Source organism: Rothia sp. HMSC067H10 (assembly GCF_001810635.1).
Lineage (GTDB): Bacteria > Actinomycetota > Actinomycetes > Actinomycetales > Micrococcaceae > Rothia > Rothia dentocariosa.
Genome location: NZ_KV802317.1, coordinates 184,628 through 203,893 on the forward strand (window position 1 = coordinate 184,628; position 19,266 = coordinate 203,893).

The following is a 19,266-nucleotide window of genomic DNA, read 5'->3' on the forward strand; positions in this document are numbered from 1 at the left end:
GGGAGACCGCCCTTTTAGCTGCAAAGAAAACTAGCCGTTTAGAATCTCGGCTATTTTTTCGGGATTACGGGTTGAAGCAATCCAATAGGGGGTTGGATCGGCAGGGTCGGTAATATCGAGGCGGATTTTTGGTGTAATCCAGCCGCGAAAACACATATATGCGCGCCCATCAAGGTCGGGACCAGCCGCAATACGGGCCTGTTCGCCACGAAATGCGTGTGTTTCACCCACATAAGCACGCTCAATACTTGCTCGCCCCACACGAACCCAATCCTGCGATATCTCGATAGTGGGCGCGGAGAAATATAAAATCCACCCGAGAAGAAGCGTAACAACGACAGCAGCAATAATACCCACCGGAATACCAATAGGAGCGCCCACCAGGTAAGATGCACCCCCGGCACACAGCGTGAGAAACCACATGCCAGGTCCAGGAGAAAGACGCTCATAATAGAGCGTATGAGGTGACGAAGAAGCCATCGTAATAGTCCTTCTAATCTTGTTGGGTACCTGTTCAGATGGCGTCTAGAAAATAGAGTGTGTGCACCATCTGGGCAGAAAATCATATTCAACATTCTAACCGAGGTTATTTTCTGCGCACTCCAGCACCGTGCAGTACTTATGTGAAACTCCTGTACGCTAAGGGGACAGAGATGACGTAGCCCCGTATGTTCGGTAGAGTGAAAGACATGATTAATCCCATTGATGTCCAGATTAAGATGCTTGATGCAGAGCTCCCAGCACCGTCTTACACCAATCCTGGTGATGCGGGCGCAGACCTGCGTTCACGAGTAGATTTTGCACTGGCGCCTGGAGAGAGAGCACTTGTACCTACCGGTATTGCTATTGCTCTTCCTGAAGGATATGTAGGGTTGGTGCATCCGCGTTCGGGGCTTGCTACTAAACACGGCATCACAATTGTTAACGCACCGGGAACTGTCGATTCTGGGTATCGCGGTGAACTTATGGTGACGCTATTGAATACGGATCGTGCAAAGTCTTTCCAAATCAAGCGTGGTGATCGTATTGCCCAGCTTGTCATTCAGCGTTATGAACACGCTAATTTTGTGGTGGTAGAGAACCTTGACGAAACCGAACGAGGATCTCAGGGATTCGGCTCAAGCGGCTTGAAATAATCTTTTACCGCGTAATTCGGCAGATAATAGACTTTAATCGCACAAAGAAATATACAATATCTGCATACAATATGAGACGCACTAACATCTACCAGTAAGGGATATTCAGTGTTTGGTTTTGGCAAGAAAAGCTCTGACGATGAGCGTAAGAAAGCAGAAGAGAAAACTACTAAGGTTACTTCTAAAGACTCCAATAAAGAAGATGCTGAGCTAACCAAAGCTAAGTCTAAGTCCAGCTTTAACAAGGTCGATCGTGATGATGAAGAGCCCGAGGTAGTTATCTACGACCGTTCTGAAGGCCCCCACGATATTGGTGAGGTTGATGATACCGAAGAATACATCGACCTTGGTGCTCTATATATTAAGATGCTTGACGGCCTAAATCTGCGTCTTGAGATGGACGAAGGTACGGGAGCTGTAATTGCCGCAACCTGTATTCGTGCTGGTGGAACCCTCCAGATTCAGGCGTTCGCAGCGCCTCGTAGTACTGGCATATGGGATGATATTCGGCATGATCTTGCCGAGTCTGTAGCATCGCAGGGTGGAACCGCCGAAATGTATACGGGTGAGTTCGGCGCCGAGATGCTAACCCGCCTTCCCGCTACGACTGAGGACGGGAAACGAGGGGAGCGCATCGCACGATTCGTTGGCGTCGATGGCCCTCGATGGTTCTTACGCGGTGTTATTTCTGGCGAGGCCGTTCTAGGCAATGAAGAAGCTGCTGAAGCGATCGAAGAGGTCTTCCGTACCGCTATTGTCAATCGTGGCGACGACCCCCGCCCGCCACGTGAGCTATTACCCATGACGATGCCGGAACAGATATATACCTTAGACGACTCAGATGATGAAGAGCAGGAACCTGAGGAGCAGGAGAGTAGTCGAGAGACTGAAACGAAGAAAAAGAAGAACGAGGATAAACGCGAACTACGCCCAATGCCTCGTCGTGGACCCGAGATTACAGAGATTGGGTAATGCCGCGCATAGATAACAGCCACGCTGCCCCCGGTTCGGGGACTTCTTCTCAAGTTGAGGCGGAGTACCCCGAACGTTTTCGTGTTCGCTTAGCCGGCCGTATCGATCAGGTGTGGATTCCTGCTGTTCACGATAAACCTCTCTACCAAGCAGAACTTATCGTGGCGAAATCAAAGCCGCTTCAATGGGCCAGTCCTCTAGCTCTGATTGGTATGCCCATTGTTGAGCCTCCTGGCGAAGACTTTGACGATGAGCAGGAAGACTCGCAGAATGCTGAGACCGCTATTTCTGATGGAGACCAACAACAATCGGTTCTGGGGAAGAACCCCATGACGGAGAGTTTAGAAGTGCGGTTCCCCTCACGTCCGCCGTTTTCTGTAGGAGAAAGAGTAACCCTTATTTGGCATGGGCAGCGTATGGTTTCTGGTTTATTGGCAGGGTGCCTGCTGCGGTGCTCTGGGGTTATCTCAACGCACACGTACCCGCCCGTGATGTACAACCCCCGATACGAGATTGTTCCCCAATACTTCTTAGATAAGGATCCGCGACGTGGTTAATACTCCACATGACCCTCAGCATTTGAATAACCAGTATGCCTCTGATGCCCAGAGTGCAGAGACAAACTCGATATCGGGGCAAGAGCCATTAGGTAAGAGCCTGGGTGCTTCTTTGGGCGGCAATATCCGCCGTACAGAGTCAGGTCATGTGGATGTGCTCCATGCAATTGGCGGGTGGCGTGGACTCGTAGAAACCTCTCTGCCTTCATTACTCTTCCTTATCTTCTTCACGGTCACCAAAGATTTAAACTTGGCATTAGTTATCGCGGTGGCAGCTGCAGGTATTTTTACCGTGCTGCGCCTTATACAGCGCAGTAAACTCATACCTGCGGTGTCGGGTATTGTGGGTGTTGCAATTTGTGCTTTCACTGCTTTTCGCACAGGGAACGCTGCCGACTACTATTTGCCGGGGTTTTGGACAAACGGCATTTACAGTGTTGCGTTCATAGCTTCGATTATCGTGGGTTGGCCTCTGGCGGGACTCATTTTCGGGTATATCAGAGGAGAGCAGCTTACCTGGCGACAGAAACCCGAACGTTTGAAAGCCTATAAGCTGGCAACGTGGATTATGGCGGCTGTCTTGCTGTTGCGACTTGCGATCCAAATACCGCTTTACTATATGAACGCTACCGAAGTCTTAGGTGCTATGCGCATCGTTATGGGGCTGCCTCTGTACGCGGCGGGTATCTGGCTGGCGTGGCGAGTATCTGATCCGGCTGAAACATCATAGGTAAGTGCCACTGGGCACATATTGCTATAGGCTCAGAAGACAAACGACCTGCGTAAGCAAAAGGACGCTATAACCCGCTCCTATATTTCGCGCGTTTCAGCTGAGAAATAGCTCGTTTTCGTTGGTGCTCTAGGAGGGGAGAGAGATAATCTAGGCGAAGAGCGCCCGAATCTGATCTTCTCCGTCAAGCGTTGTGATGAAGAAAAGTTCGTCGCCGCCCTCAATAACAACATCGGCGGAAGGGGCCACCGGAACGCCATCGCGCAAGATGGCGGTGAGTACCGTATCGGTCGGCCACTGCACATGGTCTATCCTATAGCCAATCACAGGATGATCGAGCGGTACCGTATACGCCGCCAACGTCGCCCCGCCGGCCTGAAGCGTAAGCAAACGCACCACATCGCCCACCTCGACGGCTTCCTCCACGAGAGCCGTCATCAAACGCGGAGTGGAAACTGCCACATCCACGCCCCAGGCATCATCGAAAAGCCACTCGTTCCGGGGATTATTCACACGCGCTACCGTGCGTTGTACACCAAACTCGCTGCGGCACAGCAGAGATACCATCAGATTAACTTTGTCGTCACCGGTCGCGGCAACAATTACATCAGCGGTATTCGGGTGAACCTGGCGCAAAACAGATAGCTCACAGGCGTCACCAATATGCCAGCGCATCCCCGGCAGGTCGGTACGTTTTTTCATCTCAGGCTTGGAATCAATAATAGTGACCGTGTGCCCATTCGCCTTGAGTTCCTTAGCGATAGATGCTCCCACGGAACCGGCCCCAACAATAAGTACCTTCATGTTATAAGCTCCTTATGCTTTCGGGCGACGGCGATCGCCGGGGTGCTGCGCCGGGTCTATCGGCTTCGCATGGAACCAATCCAGCCGCGGATCGGTACTGTACTCGACGTCTTCATCAGTACGAGGCGACCGCGAAAGAATCCGAGAGACTTCGTTAATATCGTCCGTGCGCATCATAATGTGTACGGTATCTCCCTGCTGATAGGCGGTATCTGGGCGTGGCAGCATGCCTTCACCGAATCGGGTAATGTAGGCGATGCGCACCCCGGCAGCACGCTCAATATCCACGAGTGCATGACCTGCCCATTGTTCATGCAGTGGAATCTCAGTAAGCATGAGCCTGCCCGATGGCTCCCGAAAATCCCCCTTGAGTGCCTGCTCCGGTAACAGACGACGAAGCACCTGATCCGTTGACCACCGAACGGCGGCTACCGTGGGAATACCTAGACGCTGAAAGAATTCAGCACGATTTGGGTCGTAGACTCGGGCAACAACATTTTTTACTTTGAAAGTCTCACGCGCCACGCGGGCGGCAATAATATTTGAATTATCTCCCGAAGATACAGCAGCAAAAGCGTACGCGTCCGAAATACCCGCCTGTTTGAGCGTTTCTTGGTCAAAACCGACACCAGTCACCAACTGCCCGCTGAACCCTTTACGCAAGGGCTGGAAAGCTCGCTCATCTTGATCGATAACGGCTACCGTATGCCCCGAAGCCTCTAGAGTACGGGCAAGCATAACTCCCACACGACCAGAACCCATAATGACGAAATGGGGCATGTGCTTTCCTCCTCAACAGACGACCGGTTTTCCTGTTAAGTGTACCGAGTAAGACCTCTAAACGCCCGATGACCTGCGAAACACGCGGCAAATAAAATTGAGCTTTACCCCGCAGGCGGATAGCCTTAAACCTGTGAAATATCGTTGGGAAAAAATTCGCAGCGCCTTCACCGGTAAGCCGGTAGATTCGCGTCAAGTAGCGGCCATGTCGCTGCCTAAGCGTTTTGCCCTACCCCTTTTCGGCTCTGACGGTATTTCATCTGTCGCATACGCCGCCGACGAGATTATTCTGATGCTCGCCGTTGCGGGTAACGCAGCCATTGTCTATGCCCCTTGGGTTGGGTTAGCGGTCGCCGTCGTAGGTCTTATGATCGTAGGAACCTACCGATACAACATTAATCAGGTTGCTGCTGAAGGCGATTTTGAACTAGTGCACCGGCGGTTGGGCAGTAAACCCGCCGTTATTTTGGGAGCCTCGGTACTTCTTGATTTCGTGCTTACGGTTGCCGTTTCCATGTCGTCGGCTGCAACATTCCTGGTGGCACTTTACCCAGAATTACAAGATCATCGCAGCGCCATCGCAATACTGCTCATCATTATTTTGACCGTAGTGTCTCTGCGCGGTCTACAACTCATGGGAAAGATAGCACACTGGCCGCTCTATATTTTCCTCGCGATCCTAGGCGTTACGCTGTGCATTGGAATTATCAAATCCTGGATGGGTGTGCTTGCTAAAGCAGAATCGGCAAACTACTCGGTACTCCCCGAAAACGTCGATTCACAGCTGATTGGCATAGCGTTCTTCTTTTTGATCTCACGGTCTTTTTCAGCGGGTGCCGTTGCGCTCTCCGGAGTTTCCACGATCTCAAACTCCGTGCGTTTCTTCCGGCACCCCAAAAAACATAATGCCGCCCTCACCCTCATGATTATGGGTACCATAACGGGTGTGCTTCTCGTCAGCATACTTTACATAGCCCAAGTTACCGGCGTTACTATGGTGCATGACACCACACAATATTTGTTGATTGAGGGGCGCGCGCCGGGCGAATTCTTCCACCAGAAACCCGCGCTCTATCAGATAGCACTCGCTATCTATGATGGTGCCCCGCTCATACCTCAGCTGCTTGTTTTTGCCACCGTTGCAGTGCTGACCATAGCGTCTTTTACAGCTTTTATTGGTTTTCCGTTGAGTTCATCTGCTCTCGCTGATCGCAGGTATCTGCCAGTTCAGCTACGGAGTATCAACTCTGTGGGCCTCTACCGTAACGGGGTTCTCCTGCTGGCCGTTATGGCAACATGTCTAACGTTGCTTTTTGGCTCGGATATTTTCTCGCTCATTCAGCTCTATCTCGTGGGTATGTTCCTCTCGATGCTGCTCACTCAAGGATCGGTAGTGAGCTACCGCATCCGAAAACTGCGCATTACACTGGCATTTACTTCGCGCCGACACCTGATCCGTGACTTAGCCGTCAGTATCATCGGGGTTATCGTGACCGCCGCTGTACTCATTACTGTTGTTGTCACTAAGTTCATGGCAGGTGCCTGGCTTTCGCTTCTTATAATCGCTACCTTGTTCGGGGGCATGATGATAACCCGTAAACACTACGATGCCGTCATCAAAGCAGCAGAAATACCATATGAAGATCTAGAAACCGCCGATCTATCCTCGCTGCCTTCACGGGTGCACGCCATTGTTTACACGAAGGACCTCAACAAACCCGTGCTTCGTGCCCTAGCCTATGCGCGCGCATCCCATCCTTCAACGCTGGAAGCTCTGACCGTTAATAACGACCAGGCCACTCTTGACGATGTGAAGACTCGCTGGGATCGCATGCGGATTCCTGTACGACTCTCGGTGATTGACTCACCCTACCGCGATACCGTCCAAGCCGTACATAACTATGTGCGCCGTATTCAGAACAATACATCGCGGGATGTTATTGCTGTTTACATTCCAGAGTTTGTTCCGGAACATTGGTGGCAGCGCCTCATTCATCCGCGAACTGTCAAACAGCTTAAGAAAGTTTTAGAGCAAGAACCTAATGTTATTCTTGTGACTGTTCCGTGGAGCATTCATGAGAATGCAACGCCCATTGATACCGAGGACATTGATACCTCCGTTCACTCCCATAAAAACGATACGATGTATCGGGGCTCAACCCACACAGAAGAAACGTGATATTCCATGAGAACCCTTGAGATTTTCTCATGCTTATGGCAGGGTTGAACGGTTATTTAAAAATAAGCGGTGTAGAATGCTTCACATCAGAATTCTGTAAGGAGAAGACGCGTGAACACCCCTGAAACCAGCACAGTACGTGACTCCGGTGCGGATAACGCTACCTCGGAGCAGGGGTACACTATAGGCGATCTAATCCAGGTAACCTGTGAGACACCCGCCCACGGAGGTGCACTCGTTGCACGTACGCACGCCGGGGTCGTTTTCGTACGGCACGGTGTAGTGGGTGAAGAAGCCCAAGTTCGGATTACCGCAATAGGCCCAAAAAACCGTTTCTACTTTGCAGATGTTGTAGCCGTCAAAGTGCCTGCACCAGTGCGCCGTAAGCATCCCTGGGCGCAGGCAGATGCCCTCAAAACCCCCGAAGAACGTCAGAAACTCACCGGCATAGCAGAGCTTCTTGGTGGGATGGAATATGGACACCTAGAACCCTCTGAACAACGGCGTTACAAAGCCGAGATCGTACGAACTCAGCTTCATCGCCTAGGCGGCATCCCTCTAGAATCACCACTCTTAACAAACCTTATCGTTGAGTCTATGCCTAATCGAGACCTTGTCGAAGGCGACCTCTCCTGGCGATCTCGTATACGGTACACCACCGCTAAAAGCATTGAAGACGGTACCACGTATTGGCGCATCGGCATGTACCCCTACCACAGCTCGCAACCGGTACCCGTCGTTGATTTTCCCCTCGTGGCACGCGAATTACGTGATCTAGAACTTCACAAGCTCAACCTGCGGGGCGTTCGAGAACTGGAAGCAACACTGTCTTCACGTGGGCGTATTCTGCTCCAATTCATGGTTGACCCCCGGTTTGAGACAACCCATGTCGCCAAAGAGATTGAAAGGCAGTGCATCCAGCTTTGGGGCGAGCTTGCTAAGCGTAAAATCTCGCTTTTCTTCACCCCCTATAGCGGATCGAAAGCAAAACCGAGCAAGCGTTCGGGGCAGCCCAGCGTGCATAGCCCTTATCGGCGTGTGCGTCAGGGAGATATACTCCTTGGCGGTGGGTTACGTTCCGTAACCGAAGAAGTAAGTTTTGGTCCGCGAAGGTTCAGCTATCAGGTTTCCGCAGGTGGCTTCTGGCAGATTCACCGCTGTGCCCCCTCAACTCTCATGGGCACCATGTTAACCATGCTCCGCCCAACCTTAGGCGAATGCGCCCTCGACCTATACGCCGGTGCTGGGCTATTTACAGCAGCGCTCGCGGATGCTGTCGGATCAGAAGGAACGGTTATCAGCGTTGAAGGTTCCCCGGTAACGCACCGTGATGCGCGTTCCAACTTCGCGCCGGATGGTCCTTCCCGAAGCGATAACTCCAAGGAAACCCGTGTTGAGGTTATTCGCGGAGACGTTGCACAAAGCCTTCAAGATCTTAAAGCAGCACATAGCCTTGGTCAGATACCTACCCCGGATGCCGTGGTACTTGACCCATCTCGTGAAGGGGCAAACCGCAAAGTTTTGGAACGCCTCAACGAACTCAAACCCGGGCGCATTCTATATGTGGCATGTGATCCTGCAGCCTTAGGACGCGATACAGCTATTTTGCGTGAACTAGGCTGGGATCTCGTACAGGTACGGGCATTTGATATGTACCCTAATACGCATCATGTTGAGACGCTCGCTCTTTTTCACCGTGCGCCTGCGCGTATTCGTCCAGCGCGTCTGTCAAAACGTCATAAGTAAATTCTCGTAGAGACAGCAAAACTGTATGTACCTAAGATGGCGAACACGGTAACCATGACTTTTTTCGGCAACCTTCAAATGGGTATATATAACCTAACCCGTTAGAATTTAACTGTTAGACCTAGAGGTACATTGTTGACCTCAACCGTGCAGAAGGAGAGTGTATGTCTGCTGAGAACGAGGCGAACAAGGAATCCTCAGGGCTCTTGTCCGATATTCGTGAACCTCGGGATTTGCGCCCCCTCAACTACGATCAGCTGCGTGAACTCGCTGAAGAGATCCGTCAGTTTATCGTAACGAATGTTTCTGCAACGGGTGGTCATTTAGGCCCCAATCTTGGCGTTGTTGAGCTGACTCTTGGTATCCACCGTATTTTTGATTCGCCCCACGATTCTATTCTCTTTGATACAGGGCATCAGTCCTATGTACACAAGCTAGTGACCGGTCGTCACGCCTTTGACACCCTGCGCCAAAAGGGTGGGTTGTCGGGGTACCCGGATCGTGGCGAGTCTGAACACGATATTATTCAGTCCTCGCACGCTTCATCATCAATTTCCTGGGCTGATGGTATTTCACGCGCCTACGCTCTCAACGGAGAAAATGACCGCTATACGGTGGTTTTAATCGGTGATGGTGCGTTGACCGGAGGCATGGCCTGGGAAGCCGTGAATAATATCGCCGCTGACCGTAGTCGTAAAGTCGTTATTGTAGTCAATGACAATGGTCGATCGTATGCGCCTACTATTGGCGGTTTTGCTAACCAGCTGACGGCACTTAAGCACGAGGTGCAGCAGCAGGTTGACCGTATGCGTCTTGACCATCGATATGATCGGGCGCTTGATGCTATGCGCCGTGGTCTGCAGCGTGGCGGCCCGCTGGGGCAGATGATTTACCGGGGGCTGCACGGTATGAAGGTCGGTATTAAGGACGTTGTGGTCCCCAAGGGTATTTTTGAAGACCTCGGCATGAAATATGTTGGTCCAATTGATGGGCACGATCAAGAAGCTGTTGAGACCGCCTTGCGTGCCGCTAAGAACTACGGCGGACCGGTGATTGTGCACGCTATCACAGAGAAAGGGCACGGCTACGCTCCGGCACGTGCGAATGATGATGACCAATTCCATGCGGTAGGACGGATTGATCCTCTTACCGGTAAGCCTGTCTCAACCAGCACCGAAGAGTCATGGACGAGTGTTTTCGGTCGTGAGATCAAACAGATCGCGGATGAACGCGAAGACATTGTAGGCATTACCGGTGCCATGCTCATTCCTGTTGGCCTACGTGAATTCGCGCAAGCGCATCCGAACAGAGTCATTGATGTTGGTATCGCAGAACAGCACGCCGTTGCGATGAGTGCGGGCTTGGCATACGGCGGTATGCACCCTGTGGTGGCACTCTATGCAACATTCTTAAACCGTGGCTTCGACCAGCTCTTGATGGATGTTGCTCTTCACAAGGCGGGCGTGACTCTGGTTCTTGACCGCTCCGGCATTACTGGACCTGACGGTGCAAGTCACCACGGCATGTGGGACTTATCGCTTCTGCAGTTTATTCCTGGATTAAACTTGGCAGCCCCACGCGATGCTGCGACGCTTCGTGAAGCGCTTCGTGAAGCCGTTGCTATTGATGATGCACCGACCGTTGTCAGGTACCCAAAGGGGTCGGTGGGTGAAGATATCGCTGCCCTGGAACGCCGCTCTGACGGGGTGGATGTGCTGACCCGCACCGGGCGGCCGCATCCTGAAACTGGGCAGCGCGATGTGCTGTTTGTTGCCGTTGGCGCTATGGCACGGGTAGCGCTCGAAGTGTCTGAGTGCCTTGCCGAGCAGGGCATTCATTCGACGGTGATTGATCCGCGATGGGTTATGCCGGTCCCGCATTCGGTGGTGGATTTTGCACGAGACCACCGCATCGTTGTGACTCTCGAAGATGGTGTGCGTGCGGGCGGTGTGGGTTCACGCATTCGCCAAGAGATGCGTGCGGCTGGCGTGGACACGGCGTTGAGTGAGCTCGGCTTACCGGCAGAATTTATACCGCATGCGTCACGTGAGGAAATCCTGGAAGATGTTGGTTTGTGCTCGGAAACCATTACTGCCGATATTCTCGCCCAGCTCGCAGGCGATAAGGTACCCTTCGCACGTGAGGAAGGACAAAAGCCTCGGCATACTCAGTAATTTTTTGTGGTGATTGACCGAGTGCAAAAAATAAAACGTTGGGGTGTGTAGATTTTCACACACCCCAACGTTTTTATTGACATGAAATCTAGACGTTAAAAACTAACGTGCCGCCAATACTAATGCGTGAAAGATACCTAGCCCCCAACAATGATCCTACCGTCTTTCACCTCTGCCTTATAGGATTTTAACGGTGACTCGGCCGGTCCGCCTTTGACTGAGCCATCGGCGAGCGCAAACTGAGAACCGTGGCATGGGCACACAATTTGGCTGTTGTTTTGTACGTTGAGTTGGCATCCTTGGTGGGTGCAGGTGGAGCTAAAAGCCTTGAAGACACCGTCTTCAGGTTGAGAGACGATAACGGTAACGCCGCCTTTGGTAAGTTTCGCCGCTTTGCCGACGGGTACCTCCGAAGCTGCCGCAATATCGGTGGGGAATTCTGGCTCGGCAGCACCTTTACCGCCACCACCGCCACCACCGCTGGAACCTTCGGCACAGGCGCTTAAAGCAAGAGCCCCTGCGGTAGCTGTGGCCCCCGCTACGAGTGCATTTCGGCGCGAAAGTTTATGCTCCAGCTCCTGAACGCTCTGAGAGTTTGGCTCGTGCGCAGAAATTTCTAATTGTGCGCACGAACAGGTGCACGATGGTACTTCGTTCATCGTTCCTCCTTGAATTCTCCGGTGTGTGATGCTGAGGCGACCGTACCTGTGGGATAGCTGCGTGTCGCTCTCTTATAAATCTAGAGGATAAGTCGTATGCACGCGAATAAGCCGTTTTGTTGTGTGGCGTGCGCCTACATATTTTTCTTGGGTTGAGAGATCCATGTGTTAAGGCATTAGCCAAGGTGTCGCTGGAAAACTTCATGAAGATTCGGGGCGAGGATTTCAATCTGCCACGGGCGCACATCATGCGAGCGAAGAGCCTCAAGAAGGGCCTCTTGAGAGTAAGGCTCGGGCGGATCCCAGCACAGACGCCGTATACAATCAGCACTGATAATATTCTGTGCTGGAATATTGAGCCGCTCTGACTCCCGTTGTACTATCTTCCGCACTTCGCTAAGAATCTCTAGTGAAATAGGGCGTTTCGTTTCCCAAGCCTTAAGCGGGGGAGGGGCGGTTGCCGGAATGGTGTAGGGCGCCGGGTTCTCCCCCCGAGAAGCTGATACTATCGCACGCACCCAGCGGGGACCTTCACGTTTCAACAGTCGAGTACGGAACCCCGGAATCGCCATGATAGCTGGTACATTACGAGGCATTTTCTGCGCAGCCTCAACGAGCGCGGCATCTGAGAGTAAAGCCTTAGAATCTATATCTTTCTTCTGCGCTAATTTATCGCGCTCGAACCAAAGATTCCGCAGGGCTGTTAGTTGCGGTATGGACCGGAGCGTGTTCCGTCCCTTCGTTTTCCTCCACCGTTCGGCTTTCTTCGCAGCAGGGTCAGCGGGCGGCAGCGAACAGAGATAGGCAAATTCCTGGCGGGCATACTCAAGTTTTCCCTGGTCTTCTAAAACTTCTTCCAAGGCATCGCGTAAATCTGCCAGTACATCAACATCAAGGCATGCATAGTTCAGCCAAGACTCTGGCAAAGGACGTTGTGACCAGTCTTCTTGGGAGTGCTTTTTCTCAAGTTTGTACCCCAGAAGCTCTTCGACAACAGCTCCCAGGTTCACCCGTTCCAGGCCCGCTAAACGTGCACCGAGCTCGGTATCAAAGAGAAGACGCGGTCGCATTCCAAGAAGATCCAGACTTGGAAAATCCTGGGTTGCCGCGTGAATAATCCATTCGGCATCTGCTAGAGCATCGTTGATGATCCTAAGGTCAGAAAAAGCTTCGGGATCGATCAGGTAGAGCTTATCTTCGCGTTTCAGCTGCACCAAAAAAGCCCTGATCCCGTACCGTATACCCTGTGCGCGTTCCGTATCGACTGCAACCGGACCGGATGCAGCACGCAAAGATTCAGCAGCACGTTCAAGCGCCCTCTCCGTGTTGATAATGGAGGGGACCGGAACTGACGGGGTAGTTAGCGGAATAACATCAGGAACTGTGAAATCAGCAGGTAATCCGAGCATAGGTGGGAGTTTGATAGGCTCGGTACTCGGGCTGAGACTCATCTGAAAGTGGTTCCTTGAATATCCGTTTCTGGTAGCTCCCTCGACGGGGCTGAAAACAATAACTCCACCATTCTACCCGTTGCCGCTGTGCGTTACATTTTTCTTCAAATATACCGAACCGGCACCGGGCTAACAGCAGTATTGTCTCGTAAATAGCTCTAGCTTACGACTTCTGCGGTTCCAATGTGAGACAGACAGAATTGATGCAATACCGCAGATCAGTCGGAGTATCGTATCCTTCGCCTTCAAACACGTGACCCAGATGCGAATCGCAGGCGGCGCAACGTACCTCTACTCGGCGCATCCCTAACGTGGTGTCTTCCAGATACCGCACACGATCTTCGGCGAGTGGAGCGAAGAAAGAGGGCCAGCCGCAGTGCGACTCAAACTTCTCAGCAGAGCGGAAAAGCTCAGTCCCACAGGCTCGGCACGAATATACACCCTCGGTTTTCGTATCCCAGTATTCGCCGGTGAAAGCACGTTCGGTGCCTCCTTCACGCAGTACCGCGTACTCTTCGGGCTTGAGAACTTCACGCCAATTCTTCGCAATTTTACCGACACCCGGTAGTGAATTTCCCACTGCTACTCCTTCAAATCTTCTCTTATGAGCTGTCGTCGTTATAACGGTGCTGGCTCGGGTTTTGTTCCCGATGGTACAGGTCCGTGACCCCAATCGGTAACGGGCAAGATTAAGCCGTTTATCCGCACCTCGTAGCTGCTGCGCTGGTGCATCCCCAAACGTTAAGCCGCTGCCACCGACGCCCGGTTGTGGGTATGAACAACAGCAAATACTTGCTGATGCCCAGCATCCGCAAGCTCACCCATTACCTGCTGGACGGCGCGGGTGGCGATGTCCTACCCCAGAAAGCGCACCCAAGCCGCCAAGCCAGCTCAATCTCTCCAACTGGGCCCCAATCATTCAACCACCGGTGGGCTCCGGTGAAACCAGCCACCTCACCGTTGGCCAGCACCGTGTAGAGGCAGAAACCTTCCCGCTCGTATTCGGTGCGAACCCACACCACCATATCCTCATAGTGGGCGAGTGAATCTGCGGGGCGCCCCAAATACTCCATGACGCGCGTATCCCTGAACAGCGTCGTATACCATTCGGCGGCGTCCTCCGCCGTGGGGGCCTGCAGCTCAAGGCACGGCGGCTCAGGCTCGAAGAGGTGCATAGCTGCCGTCGGTGAGTTTAAGCAAGTCGGCGGGGGAGAGTTCAATATCAAGCCCGCGTTTACCGCCAGAGACCAAGATAGTTTGATACTGTTCGGCGCTCGCATCTAAGAGTGTGGGGGAAGGAGTTTTCTGTCCTAACGGCGAAATACCGCCCACCACATAGCCGGTGCGGCGCTCGGCAATCTTCGGATCGCACATAGAGGCATTCTTCCAACCAAGGGCGTGTGCCGCCGCTTTCAGGTTTAGCTGCCCGCTCACCGGCACAATCGCCACCGCAAAATCTTTGTCATGAACAATAAGAAGCGTTTTAAATACTTGCTCAGGATTGGCGCCAAGTTTCTGCGCGGCCTCCAACCCAAAGGAGGTTTCTCCCTCCACATGCTCGTATTCACGAATCTCAAAAGGAGTCTTAGTTTCCTTCAAGAGCGCGACCGCAGCGGTGGAGGCACCTTTCTTGCCGCCTTTATTCTTTTTAGCCATGAAGACTATTCTACGAAAACGTGAGCTGAACCCCTAAGGTATGTATCACCTTTACCTGCGTAGGGATGGAGTGCCTGCAAGCGTTAGGCTACACAACGTTTTCCAGCATAGCGGGTTTCTGACTAGGAGAATTAGCCGATTCATCTTCAACTGAGATACCAAAGTCGGTGACCGTACTCAGATCGTGCTCTGTCATGGTTGTGATCCCGGCACCACGGCCAGCAGAATTGAGGATTCCAGATCCTACAATATTGCTCTGAGCATCGTAAAACCAGAGTTTATAGACCTTTCCTTCGGGCAGCGCAGGCAGATTTGTCGTTGAAACACCCGCCATGTTGTGGGAAGGGGAGTACATGACCGATACTGGCATACCGTTGACTTTACCTTGGGCCATTGAAAGGTCAGGAGCCATGCTGATTTGCTCGACGATCGACTGGTCGCCGGGTCGTGCAGTTGCCGGATGCGCTGGGGTCGAAGAGGACACCCTCGCGGCTTGTAGCTCCTGGGAGGTATGTTCTAGTTGCTGATGCTGCGCGAAACCCCATATGCCCAGACCAGCAGCGATAATAATACTTGCCGCAGCCGTCATGCGAGATGGTGAGAATTTACCCTGAGCCCCGAACCAACGCCGTTTAGCTCGTGCATAAGCGGAATCCTCTGAGTCTGCGATAGCTTGAGCGTTGTCTGCATTATCTGATGCAAAGTAACCTTCGGAACCGGCATGATCACTCTTATACTCGGCATTCACGTCATCTGTACCTAGCTCATTAGCTGGCTGGATTTGCTCGGTATGCGCAACCTGCGCCATCACACGATCTTTAAGCTCAGCGGACGGCTCTTGCGGAGTGAGCGAAGTACCAAAAACCTCAGAGAGGACCGCAGCATCGGCCTTAGCATCTTCGCGTTCGTGTTTGGGGGTCCACGATTCAAACGCTATACGTTGCGTTGGTGAAAGCGTGTGGAGGGCGTAGTCGAGTTTATCGGGGAAATCTTCGGGATAGTCTTTAGTGCTCACGGGTGCCCTCCAATCGTTCACGTAGTTTCTGCATGCCAGCGCGCATGCGGGTTTTGACAGTTCCTAGAGGAATGCCCGTTTCATCGGAGATCTCGCGCTGTGATTTACCTCCGAAATATGCCATGGTGAGCAGCTGGGCTTGTTCGCGTGGAATACCAGATAGAGCATGGTGAATCTCCTCCGTATCCATAAAAGCAGCTATTGCATCATCAACGTGATGATAAGATTCGCGATATTCCTCAAGACCGCGTGTGAAATCACGTTCTGTGGAGGCTGCAACGGAGCGCACCCGATCAACCGCACGGCGGTGAGCAATAGTTGCAGCCCACGACAACACAGTACCCCGTTCTGCACGGTATAAAGGCGCTTTTTGCCATATTTCTAGAAAAACTTCTTGAGTAACTTCTTCCGCATGCGTTCGGTTATGAAGAATGCGGTTAATAAGCGCGTACAGACGCGGAACAAGCGCATCGTATAGAGCTTCAAAACAATGTTCGTTTCCTGCGGCAGCACACTCCATCAACGCAGTTAAGCGCTGATATTCCTGAGGAATTTGGGTGGCTTTTTGAGCTTCTTGATACGCCGAAGTCACCTGACGATCCAAAAAAGTCATGGTCATATCATCTCACGCCCTATGATGACATTGATTATTGTGTCGGTGATAAGCGAAGTTTAGGTATGTTTTACACCCTAGAAAATATTCCAGGGTGTAAAACAGCATACCGGCAAAATATTACTTCGACATGGCGGAAGCCGAAGGAGACATCATGGCGTCTTTGTTTTCCATCTTGCCTCCTTTGTCACCGTCCATCTTGTTGTCATCATGCTTCATGCTGTCATGATCTCCCTGCATTTTATCGCCGTCCATCTTGCCGTGGTCGCCATCCATCTTGTCCCCAGACATGGCAGACTGGCTCGGCATAGCTGAAGGCGACATCATAGCGTCTGAACTCATCATGGCAGAAGAAGAGGGGGTGGATGATGCAGAAGAGCTCGACGATGCGCTTGGCGATGAGTTCTGATCAGAAGCGTTAGAAGAACATGCAGAAACACCAGCAACGAGGGCTAGAGAAACAGCTGCAAAAGACGCAGTGCGAAGAATAACGGACATACGTAACTCCAATCTTATATCGGCACAGGTAACGCGGGGGAGCGCCCGTACCATTGCAAAATATTCAGAATCCTAAACTGGACTCATTAGGTATTCGGAACATTCAGCCCGCTCGGATTGCAAAACCTCAGAAAATTTTTTAAGTGATGTATCTGACTACCTCTCGCAACACCTTGAGAAAAACATCCATGAGCTTGAATATTGCGCAGTAAAAGGTCTCATCAAGACTCTGCCAATTGTGCAGGCATCGCTATAAAAATAATTTCAACCAAACCGAAACCGCAGTTCGTTCCGAATATAACCATGACAACACGTGAGGCAGCATCGCCTCGCATTACCAATCCATGAGGAAAATAACTATGCTGTTATCGCTCATCATCCTAGGCATACTCGGTGGTCTTATCACTGGGATCTCGCCCTGCATCCTGCCTATCTTGCCCGTTATTCTCGTCACTGGCGGTGCAGATTCAGCGCGCACTGCATCCACCGAATTTGGACAAACAGGCATAGCAAAAGATTCTGCGGACAATGTGCAAGCCTTATTCTCGCGCAGAAGCGCAGTTCTCGGAAACGCAGCTCCAGCACCCATACAGCGTACTGCATCACGCTGGCGTCCCTATCAAGTTGTAGGCGGACTCGTTCTGAGCTTCAGCCTCTTTACCCTGCTCGGTTCGGTTATTCTTGCTGCCCTGCACTTGCCGCAAGATACGCTGAGGATTTTAGGTATCACCTTCCTCATTATTGTTGGGCTGAGCATGCTTATACCCCCGTTGGAGCGCCTGCTTGAAAAACCTTTCGCGAAATTCTCAAAACTCGGAGCGAAACGCAGCACCACACGTGGCGGCTTCCTCATGGGGCTTGCTCTCGGTCTCGTCTATGTGCCCTGTGCGGGTCCGGTTCTTGCAGCTATTACCCTTGCTGGCGCAACCGGAAACATCGGTATCGAAACTGTAGCACTCACCCTATCTTTTGCTTTCGGAACAGCTATTCCGCTGTTGATCTTTGCTCTTGCGGGGCGAAGCATTGCAGAACGAGTTAAGACGTTCCGCACCCACCAGCGTGGAGTGCGCACCGCCTCGGGTGTACTCTTGATCGCTCTTTCAATCGGACTAGTATTCAACGTTCCCGCCCAGCTGCAGCGCGCAATTCCGAATTATACGGAAGGGATTGAGCAGACTATCAGTCAAGATACGCAGAATAATATTATTTCTTCTTCCACCGGTGGGTCGATAAGCTCGTGCCGACCCGATGAAGAAAAATTGCAGGACTGCGGCTCTGCCCCGGAATTAGCAGGTGGCACGGGTAACTTCAACACTGAGAATCAGCCAAGTCTCGCTCATATGCGTGGAAAGGTTACACTCGTTGATTTTTGGGCATACTCGTGCATTAACTGTCAGAGGACGGCACCGCACCTGAATGAGCTCTACGCCAAATACCATGATTATGGTCTAGAAATAGTGGGAGTACACACGCCGGAATATGCGTTCGAGCACGAAGGTAAGAATGTCCAGGCAGGCATTGAGAACCTAGGTATTAAATACCCGGTAGTTCAAGACAACGACTATGCTATTTGGCGTGCTTACAGCAACCGCTATTGGCCTGCACACTATCTCATTGATAGTGAAGGTAAACTTCGTGCTGTTCACTATGGTGAAGGTGGGCATAAGGTGACCGAGGCACAGGTACGCGAACTTCTCAAAGCCGCAAATCCACAAGTGCAGCTTCCAGACCCTATTCACAAGGATGATGCACAAGAGGAAACACAAAACGCGCATGATGCGCGAACCCCTGAAACGTATCTGGGCTCTAAACGCGCAATGTACTTTGCGGGGCAAGAAAGCTACTCTAACGGAACCCGAACCTTCAAACCAGCAGATCGTCTAGCTGTTGACCAATACGACCTCAACGGTACGTGGTCTATAACCCCCGAACGTATTGAGCCTCAAGGAAACGATGGTACTTTGCGGATTAACTATCGTGCCCACGGAGCGCAGGTTGTTGCCGGCGGCAGCGGTACCATCGAAGTGCGGCGCAATGGTACAACGGAAAAGATTCACGTAGACGGCGCTCCCAACGCCCACCACATTGTGCGCGGCGATGAGCAAAGTAGCGGAGTTATTGAGCTCAAGGTCTCGCCCGGAGTGCAGCTGTACTCGCTCACCTTCTCATAAGTCTCTGCCGAATCTCACACAGAATTCACCCCTGACGACTAAACCCGGGACTGTGTTTTCAAGGCTTTAGATCACACATGACTAAAACCACGTAAAACGCATAGTCCCGGGTTTTACTGCGTTTT

At 52.0% G+C, this 19,266-nt stretch carries 19 protein-coding genes; 8 read left to right on the forward strand and 11 right to left on the reverse strand.

Annotation, left to right across the window (positions count from 1 at the left end):
• Positions 1 to 30: 30 nt before the first annotated feature.
• On the reverse strand, positions 31 to 480 hold the full coding sequence (locus tag HMPREF2756_RS07840; RefSeq protein WP_004004483.1) for a DUF3093 domain-containing protein: 450 nt from the start codon (positions 478 to 480) through the stop codon (positions 31 to 33).
• Between the two features lie 209 nt (positions 481 to 689).
• On the opposite strand from HMPREF2756_RS07840, the gene dut reads away from it, so the two are divergent.
• The 4 genes from dut to HMPREF2756_RS07860 all read left to right on the forward strand — a co-directional run bounded on the left by dut (position 690) and on the right by HMPREF2756_RS07860 (position 3,395).
• Positions 690 to 1,136: a dUTP diphosphatase gene (gene dut, locus HMPREF2756_RS07845; protein WP_238382320.1), complete on the forward strand. Its 447-nt coding sequence runs from the start codon at positions 690 to 692 to the stop codon at positions 1,134 to 1,136.
• Positions 1,137 to 1,244: 108 nt separating this feature from the next.
• The gene (locus HMPREF2756_RS07850; RefSeq protein WP_048751593.1) at positions 1,245 to 2,108 is read left to right on the forward strand and encodes a DUF3710 domain-containing protein; all 864 of its coding nucleotides are present in this window, start codon (positions 1,245 to 1,247) and stop codon (positions 2,106 to 2,108) included.
• Complete coding sequence (locus HMPREF2756_RS07855) at positions 2,108 to 2,665, forward strand: single stranded DNA-binding domain-containing protein (protein WP_070620045.1); 558 nt, start codon at positions 2,108 to 2,110, stop codon at positions 2,663 to 2,665. Before HMPREF2756_RS07850 ends, HMPREF2756_RS07855 begins: the two co-directional genes overlap by 1 nt.
• Complete coding sequence (locus HMPREF2756_RS07860) at positions 2,658 to 3,395, forward strand: DUF3159 domain-containing protein (RefSeq protein WP_070535190.1); 738 nt, start codon at positions 2,658 to 2,660, stop codon at positions 3,393 to 3,395. The genes HMPREF2756_RS07855 and HMPREF2756_RS07860 overlap by 8 nt, the downstream gene beginning before the upstream one ends.
• A 150-nt stretch (positions 3,396 to 3,545) precedes the next feature.
• On the opposite strand, the gene HMPREF2756_RS07865 is transcribed toward HMPREF2756_RS07860, so the two are convergent.
• Both HMPREF2756_RS07865 and HMPREF2756_RS07870 read right to left on the reverse strand, forming a co-directional pair.
• Positions 3,546 to 4,199, reverse strand: a complete 654-nt coding sequence (locus HMPREF2756_RS07865; RefSeq protein ID WP_048779153.1) for a potassium channel family protein — start codon at positions 4,197 to 4,199, stop codon at positions 3,546 to 3,548.
• Positions 4,200 to 4,211: 12 nt separating this feature from the next.
• Entirely contained in the window at positions 4,212 to 4,979 is a 768-nt protein-coding gene (locus tag HMPREF2756_RS07870) for a potassium channel family protein (protein ID WP_048751600.1), read from the reverse strand.
• A gap of 97 nt (positions 4,980 to 5,076) precedes the next feature.
• On the opposite strand from HMPREF2756_RS07870, the gene HMPREF2756_RS07875 reads away from it, so the two are divergent.
• The 3 genes from HMPREF2756_RS07875 (at position 5,077) to dxs (ending at position 11,078) form a co-directional block, all read left to right on the forward strand.
• The gene (locus HMPREF2756_RS07875) at positions 5,077 to 7,158 is read left to right on the forward strand and encodes an APC family permease (RefSeq protein ID WP_070620048.1); all 2,082 of its coding nucleotides are present in this window, start codon (positions 5,077 to 5,079) and stop codon (positions 7,156 to 7,158) included.
• 111 nt (positions 7,159 to 7,269) lie between these two features.
• Positions 7,270 to 8,904, forward strand: a complete 1,635-nt coding sequence (locus HMPREF2756_RS07880) for a class I SAM-dependent RNA methyltransferase (RefSeq protein WP_070620051.1) — start codon at positions 7,270 to 7,272, stop codon at positions 8,902 to 8,904.
• 164 nt (positions 8,905 to 9,068) lie between these two features.
• The gene (gene dxs / locus HMPREF2756_RS07885) at positions 9,069 to 11,078 is read left to right on the forward strand and encodes a 1-deoxy-D-xylulose-5-phosphate synthase (RefSeq protein WP_070620053.1); all 2,010 of its coding nucleotides are present in this window, start codon (positions 9,069 to 9,071) and stop codon (positions 11,076 to 11,078) included.
• Positions 11,079 to 11,215: 137 nt separating this feature from the next.
• Here dxs and HMPREF2756_RS07890 read toward each other — a convergent pair whose 3' ends face one another.
• From HMPREF2756_RS07890 to HMPREF2756_RS07925, 8 genes are all read right to left on the reverse strand, one after another.
• Complete coding sequence (locus HMPREF2756_RS07890) at positions 11,216 to 11,737, reverse strand: Rieske (2Fe-2S) protein (protein WP_070620056.1); 522 nt, start codon at positions 11,735 to 11,737, stop codon at positions 11,216 to 11,218.
• Between the two features lie 176 nt (positions 11,738 to 11,913).
• Positions 11,914 to 13,188, reverse strand: a complete 1,275-nt coding sequence (locus HMPREF2756_RS07895) for an HRDC domain-containing protein (RefSeq protein ID WP_070620058.1) — start codon at positions 13,186 to 13,188, stop codon at positions 11,914 to 11,916.
• A 163-nt stretch (positions 13,189 to 13,351) separates the two neighbouring features.
• Positions 13,352 to 13,768, reverse strand: coding sequence for a peptide-methionine (R)-S-oxide reductase MsrB (gene msrB, locus HMPREF2756_RS07900; RefSeq protein ID WP_013398933.1), 417 nt, complete (start codon positions 13,766 to 13,768; stop codon positions 13,352 to 13,354).
• A gap of 244 nt (positions 13,769 to 14,012) precedes the next feature.
• The gene (locus HMPREF2756_RS11545; protein ID WP_246825893.1) at positions 14,013 to 14,363 is read right to left on the reverse strand and encodes a GNAT family N-acetyltransferase; all 351 of its coding nucleotides are present in this window, start codon (positions 14,361 to 14,363) and stop codon (positions 14,013 to 14,015) included.
• Positions 14,344 to 14,844: a Cys-tRNA(Pro) deacylase gene (gene ybaK / locus HMPREF2756_RS07910; RefSeq protein ID WP_070620062.1), complete on the reverse strand. Its 501-nt coding sequence runs from the start codon at positions 14,842 to 14,844 to the stop codon at positions 14,344 to 14,346. Before ybaK ends, HMPREF2756_RS11545 begins: the two co-directional genes overlap by 20 nt.
• 88 nt (positions 14,845 to 14,932) lie before the next feature.
• The gene (locus HMPREF2756_RS07915) at positions 14,933 to 15,859 is read right to left on the reverse strand and encodes an anti-sigma factor (RefSeq protein ID WP_070620072.1); all 927 of its coding nucleotides are present in this window, start codon (positions 15,857 to 15,859) and stop codon (positions 14,933 to 14,935) included.
• Positions 15,849 to 16,472, reverse strand: a complete 624-nt coding sequence (locus HMPREF2756_RS07920) for a sigma-70 family RNA polymerase sigma factor (protein ID WP_239664679.1) — start codon at positions 16,470 to 16,472, stop codon at positions 15,849 to 15,851. The genes HMPREF2756_RS07915 and HMPREF2756_RS07920 overlap by 11 nt, the downstream gene beginning before the upstream one ends.
• A 120-nt stretch (positions 16,473 to 16,592) precedes the next feature.
• Positions 16,593 to 16,970 carry a hypothetical protein gene (locus HMPREF2756_RS07925; RefSeq protein ID WP_013398938.1) on the reverse strand — a complete coding sequence of 126 codons (378 nt, stop codon included), beginning with the start codon at positions 16,968 to 16,970 and terminating at the stop codon, positions 16,593 to 16,595.
• Between the two features lie 359 nt (positions 16,971 to 17,329).
• Between HMPREF2756_RS07925 and HMPREF2756_RS07930 the strand changes: the two genes are divergently transcribed.
• Positions 17,330 to 19,141 carry a cytochrome c biogenesis protein DipZ gene (locus tag HMPREF2756_RS07930; RefSeq protein ID WP_070620077.1) on the forward strand — a complete coding sequence of 604 codons (1,812 nt, stop codon included), beginning with the start codon at positions 17,330 to 17,332 and terminating at the stop codon, positions 19,139 to 19,141.
• Positions 19,142 to 19,266 lie beyond the last annotated feature (125 nt).

Bases quoted from the DNA above. Each gene is read 5' to 3' on its own strand.
- HMPREF2756_RS07840 (WP_004004483.1), bottom strand. From the start codon at position 480: ATGGCTTCTTCGTCACCTCATACGCTCTATTATGAGCGTCTTTCTCCT.
- dut (WP_238382320.1), top strand. From the start codon at position 690: ATGATTAATCCCATTGATGTCCAGATTAAGATGCTTGATGCAGAGCTC.
- HMPREF2756_RS07855 (WP_070620045.1), top strand. From the start codon at position 2,108: ATGCCGCGCATAGATAACAGCCACGCTGCCCCCGGTTCGGGGACTTCT.
- HMPREF2756_RS07865 (WP_048779153.1), bottom strand. From the start codon at position 4,199: ATGAAGGTACTTATTGTTGGGGCCGGTTCCGTGGGAGCATCTATCGCT.
- HMPREF2756_RS07870 (WP_048751600.1), bottom strand. From the start codon at position 4,979: ATGCCCCATTTCGTCATTATGGGTTCTGGTCGTGTGGGAGTTATGCTT.
- dxs (WP_070620053.1), top strand. From the start codon at position 9,069: ATGTCTGCTGAGAACGAGGCGAACAAGGAATCCTCAGGGCTCTTGTCC.
- HMPREF2756_RS07890 (WP_070620056.1), bottom strand. From the start codon at position 11,737: ATGAACGAAGTACCATCGTGCACCTGTTCGTGCGCACAATTAGAAATT.
- HMPREF2756_RS07895 (WP_070620058.1), bottom strand. From the start codon at position 13,188: ATGAGTCTCAGCCCGAGTACCGAGCCTATCAAACTCCCACCTATGCTC.
- HMPREF2756_RS11545 (WP_246825893.1), bottom strand. From the start codon at position 14,363: ATGCACCTCTTCGAGCCTGAGCCGCCGTGCCTTGAGCTGCAGGCCCCC.
- ybaK (WP_070620062.1), bottom strand. From the start codon at position 14,844: ATGGCTAAAAAGAATAAAGGCGGCAAGAAAGGTGCCTCCACCGCTGCG.
- HMPREF2756_RS07920 (WP_239664679.1), bottom strand. From the start codon at position 16,472: ATGACTTTTTTGGATCGTCAGGTGACTTCGGCGTATCAAGAAGCTCAA.
- HMPREF2756_RS07925 (WP_013398938.1), bottom strand. From the start codon at position 16,970: ATGTCCGTTATTCTTCGCACTGCGTCTTTTGCAGCTGTTTCTCTAGCC.
- HMPREF2756_RS07930 (WP_070620077.1), top strand. From the start codon at position 17,330: ATGCTGTTATCGCTCATCATCCTAGGCATACTCGGTGGTCTTATCACT.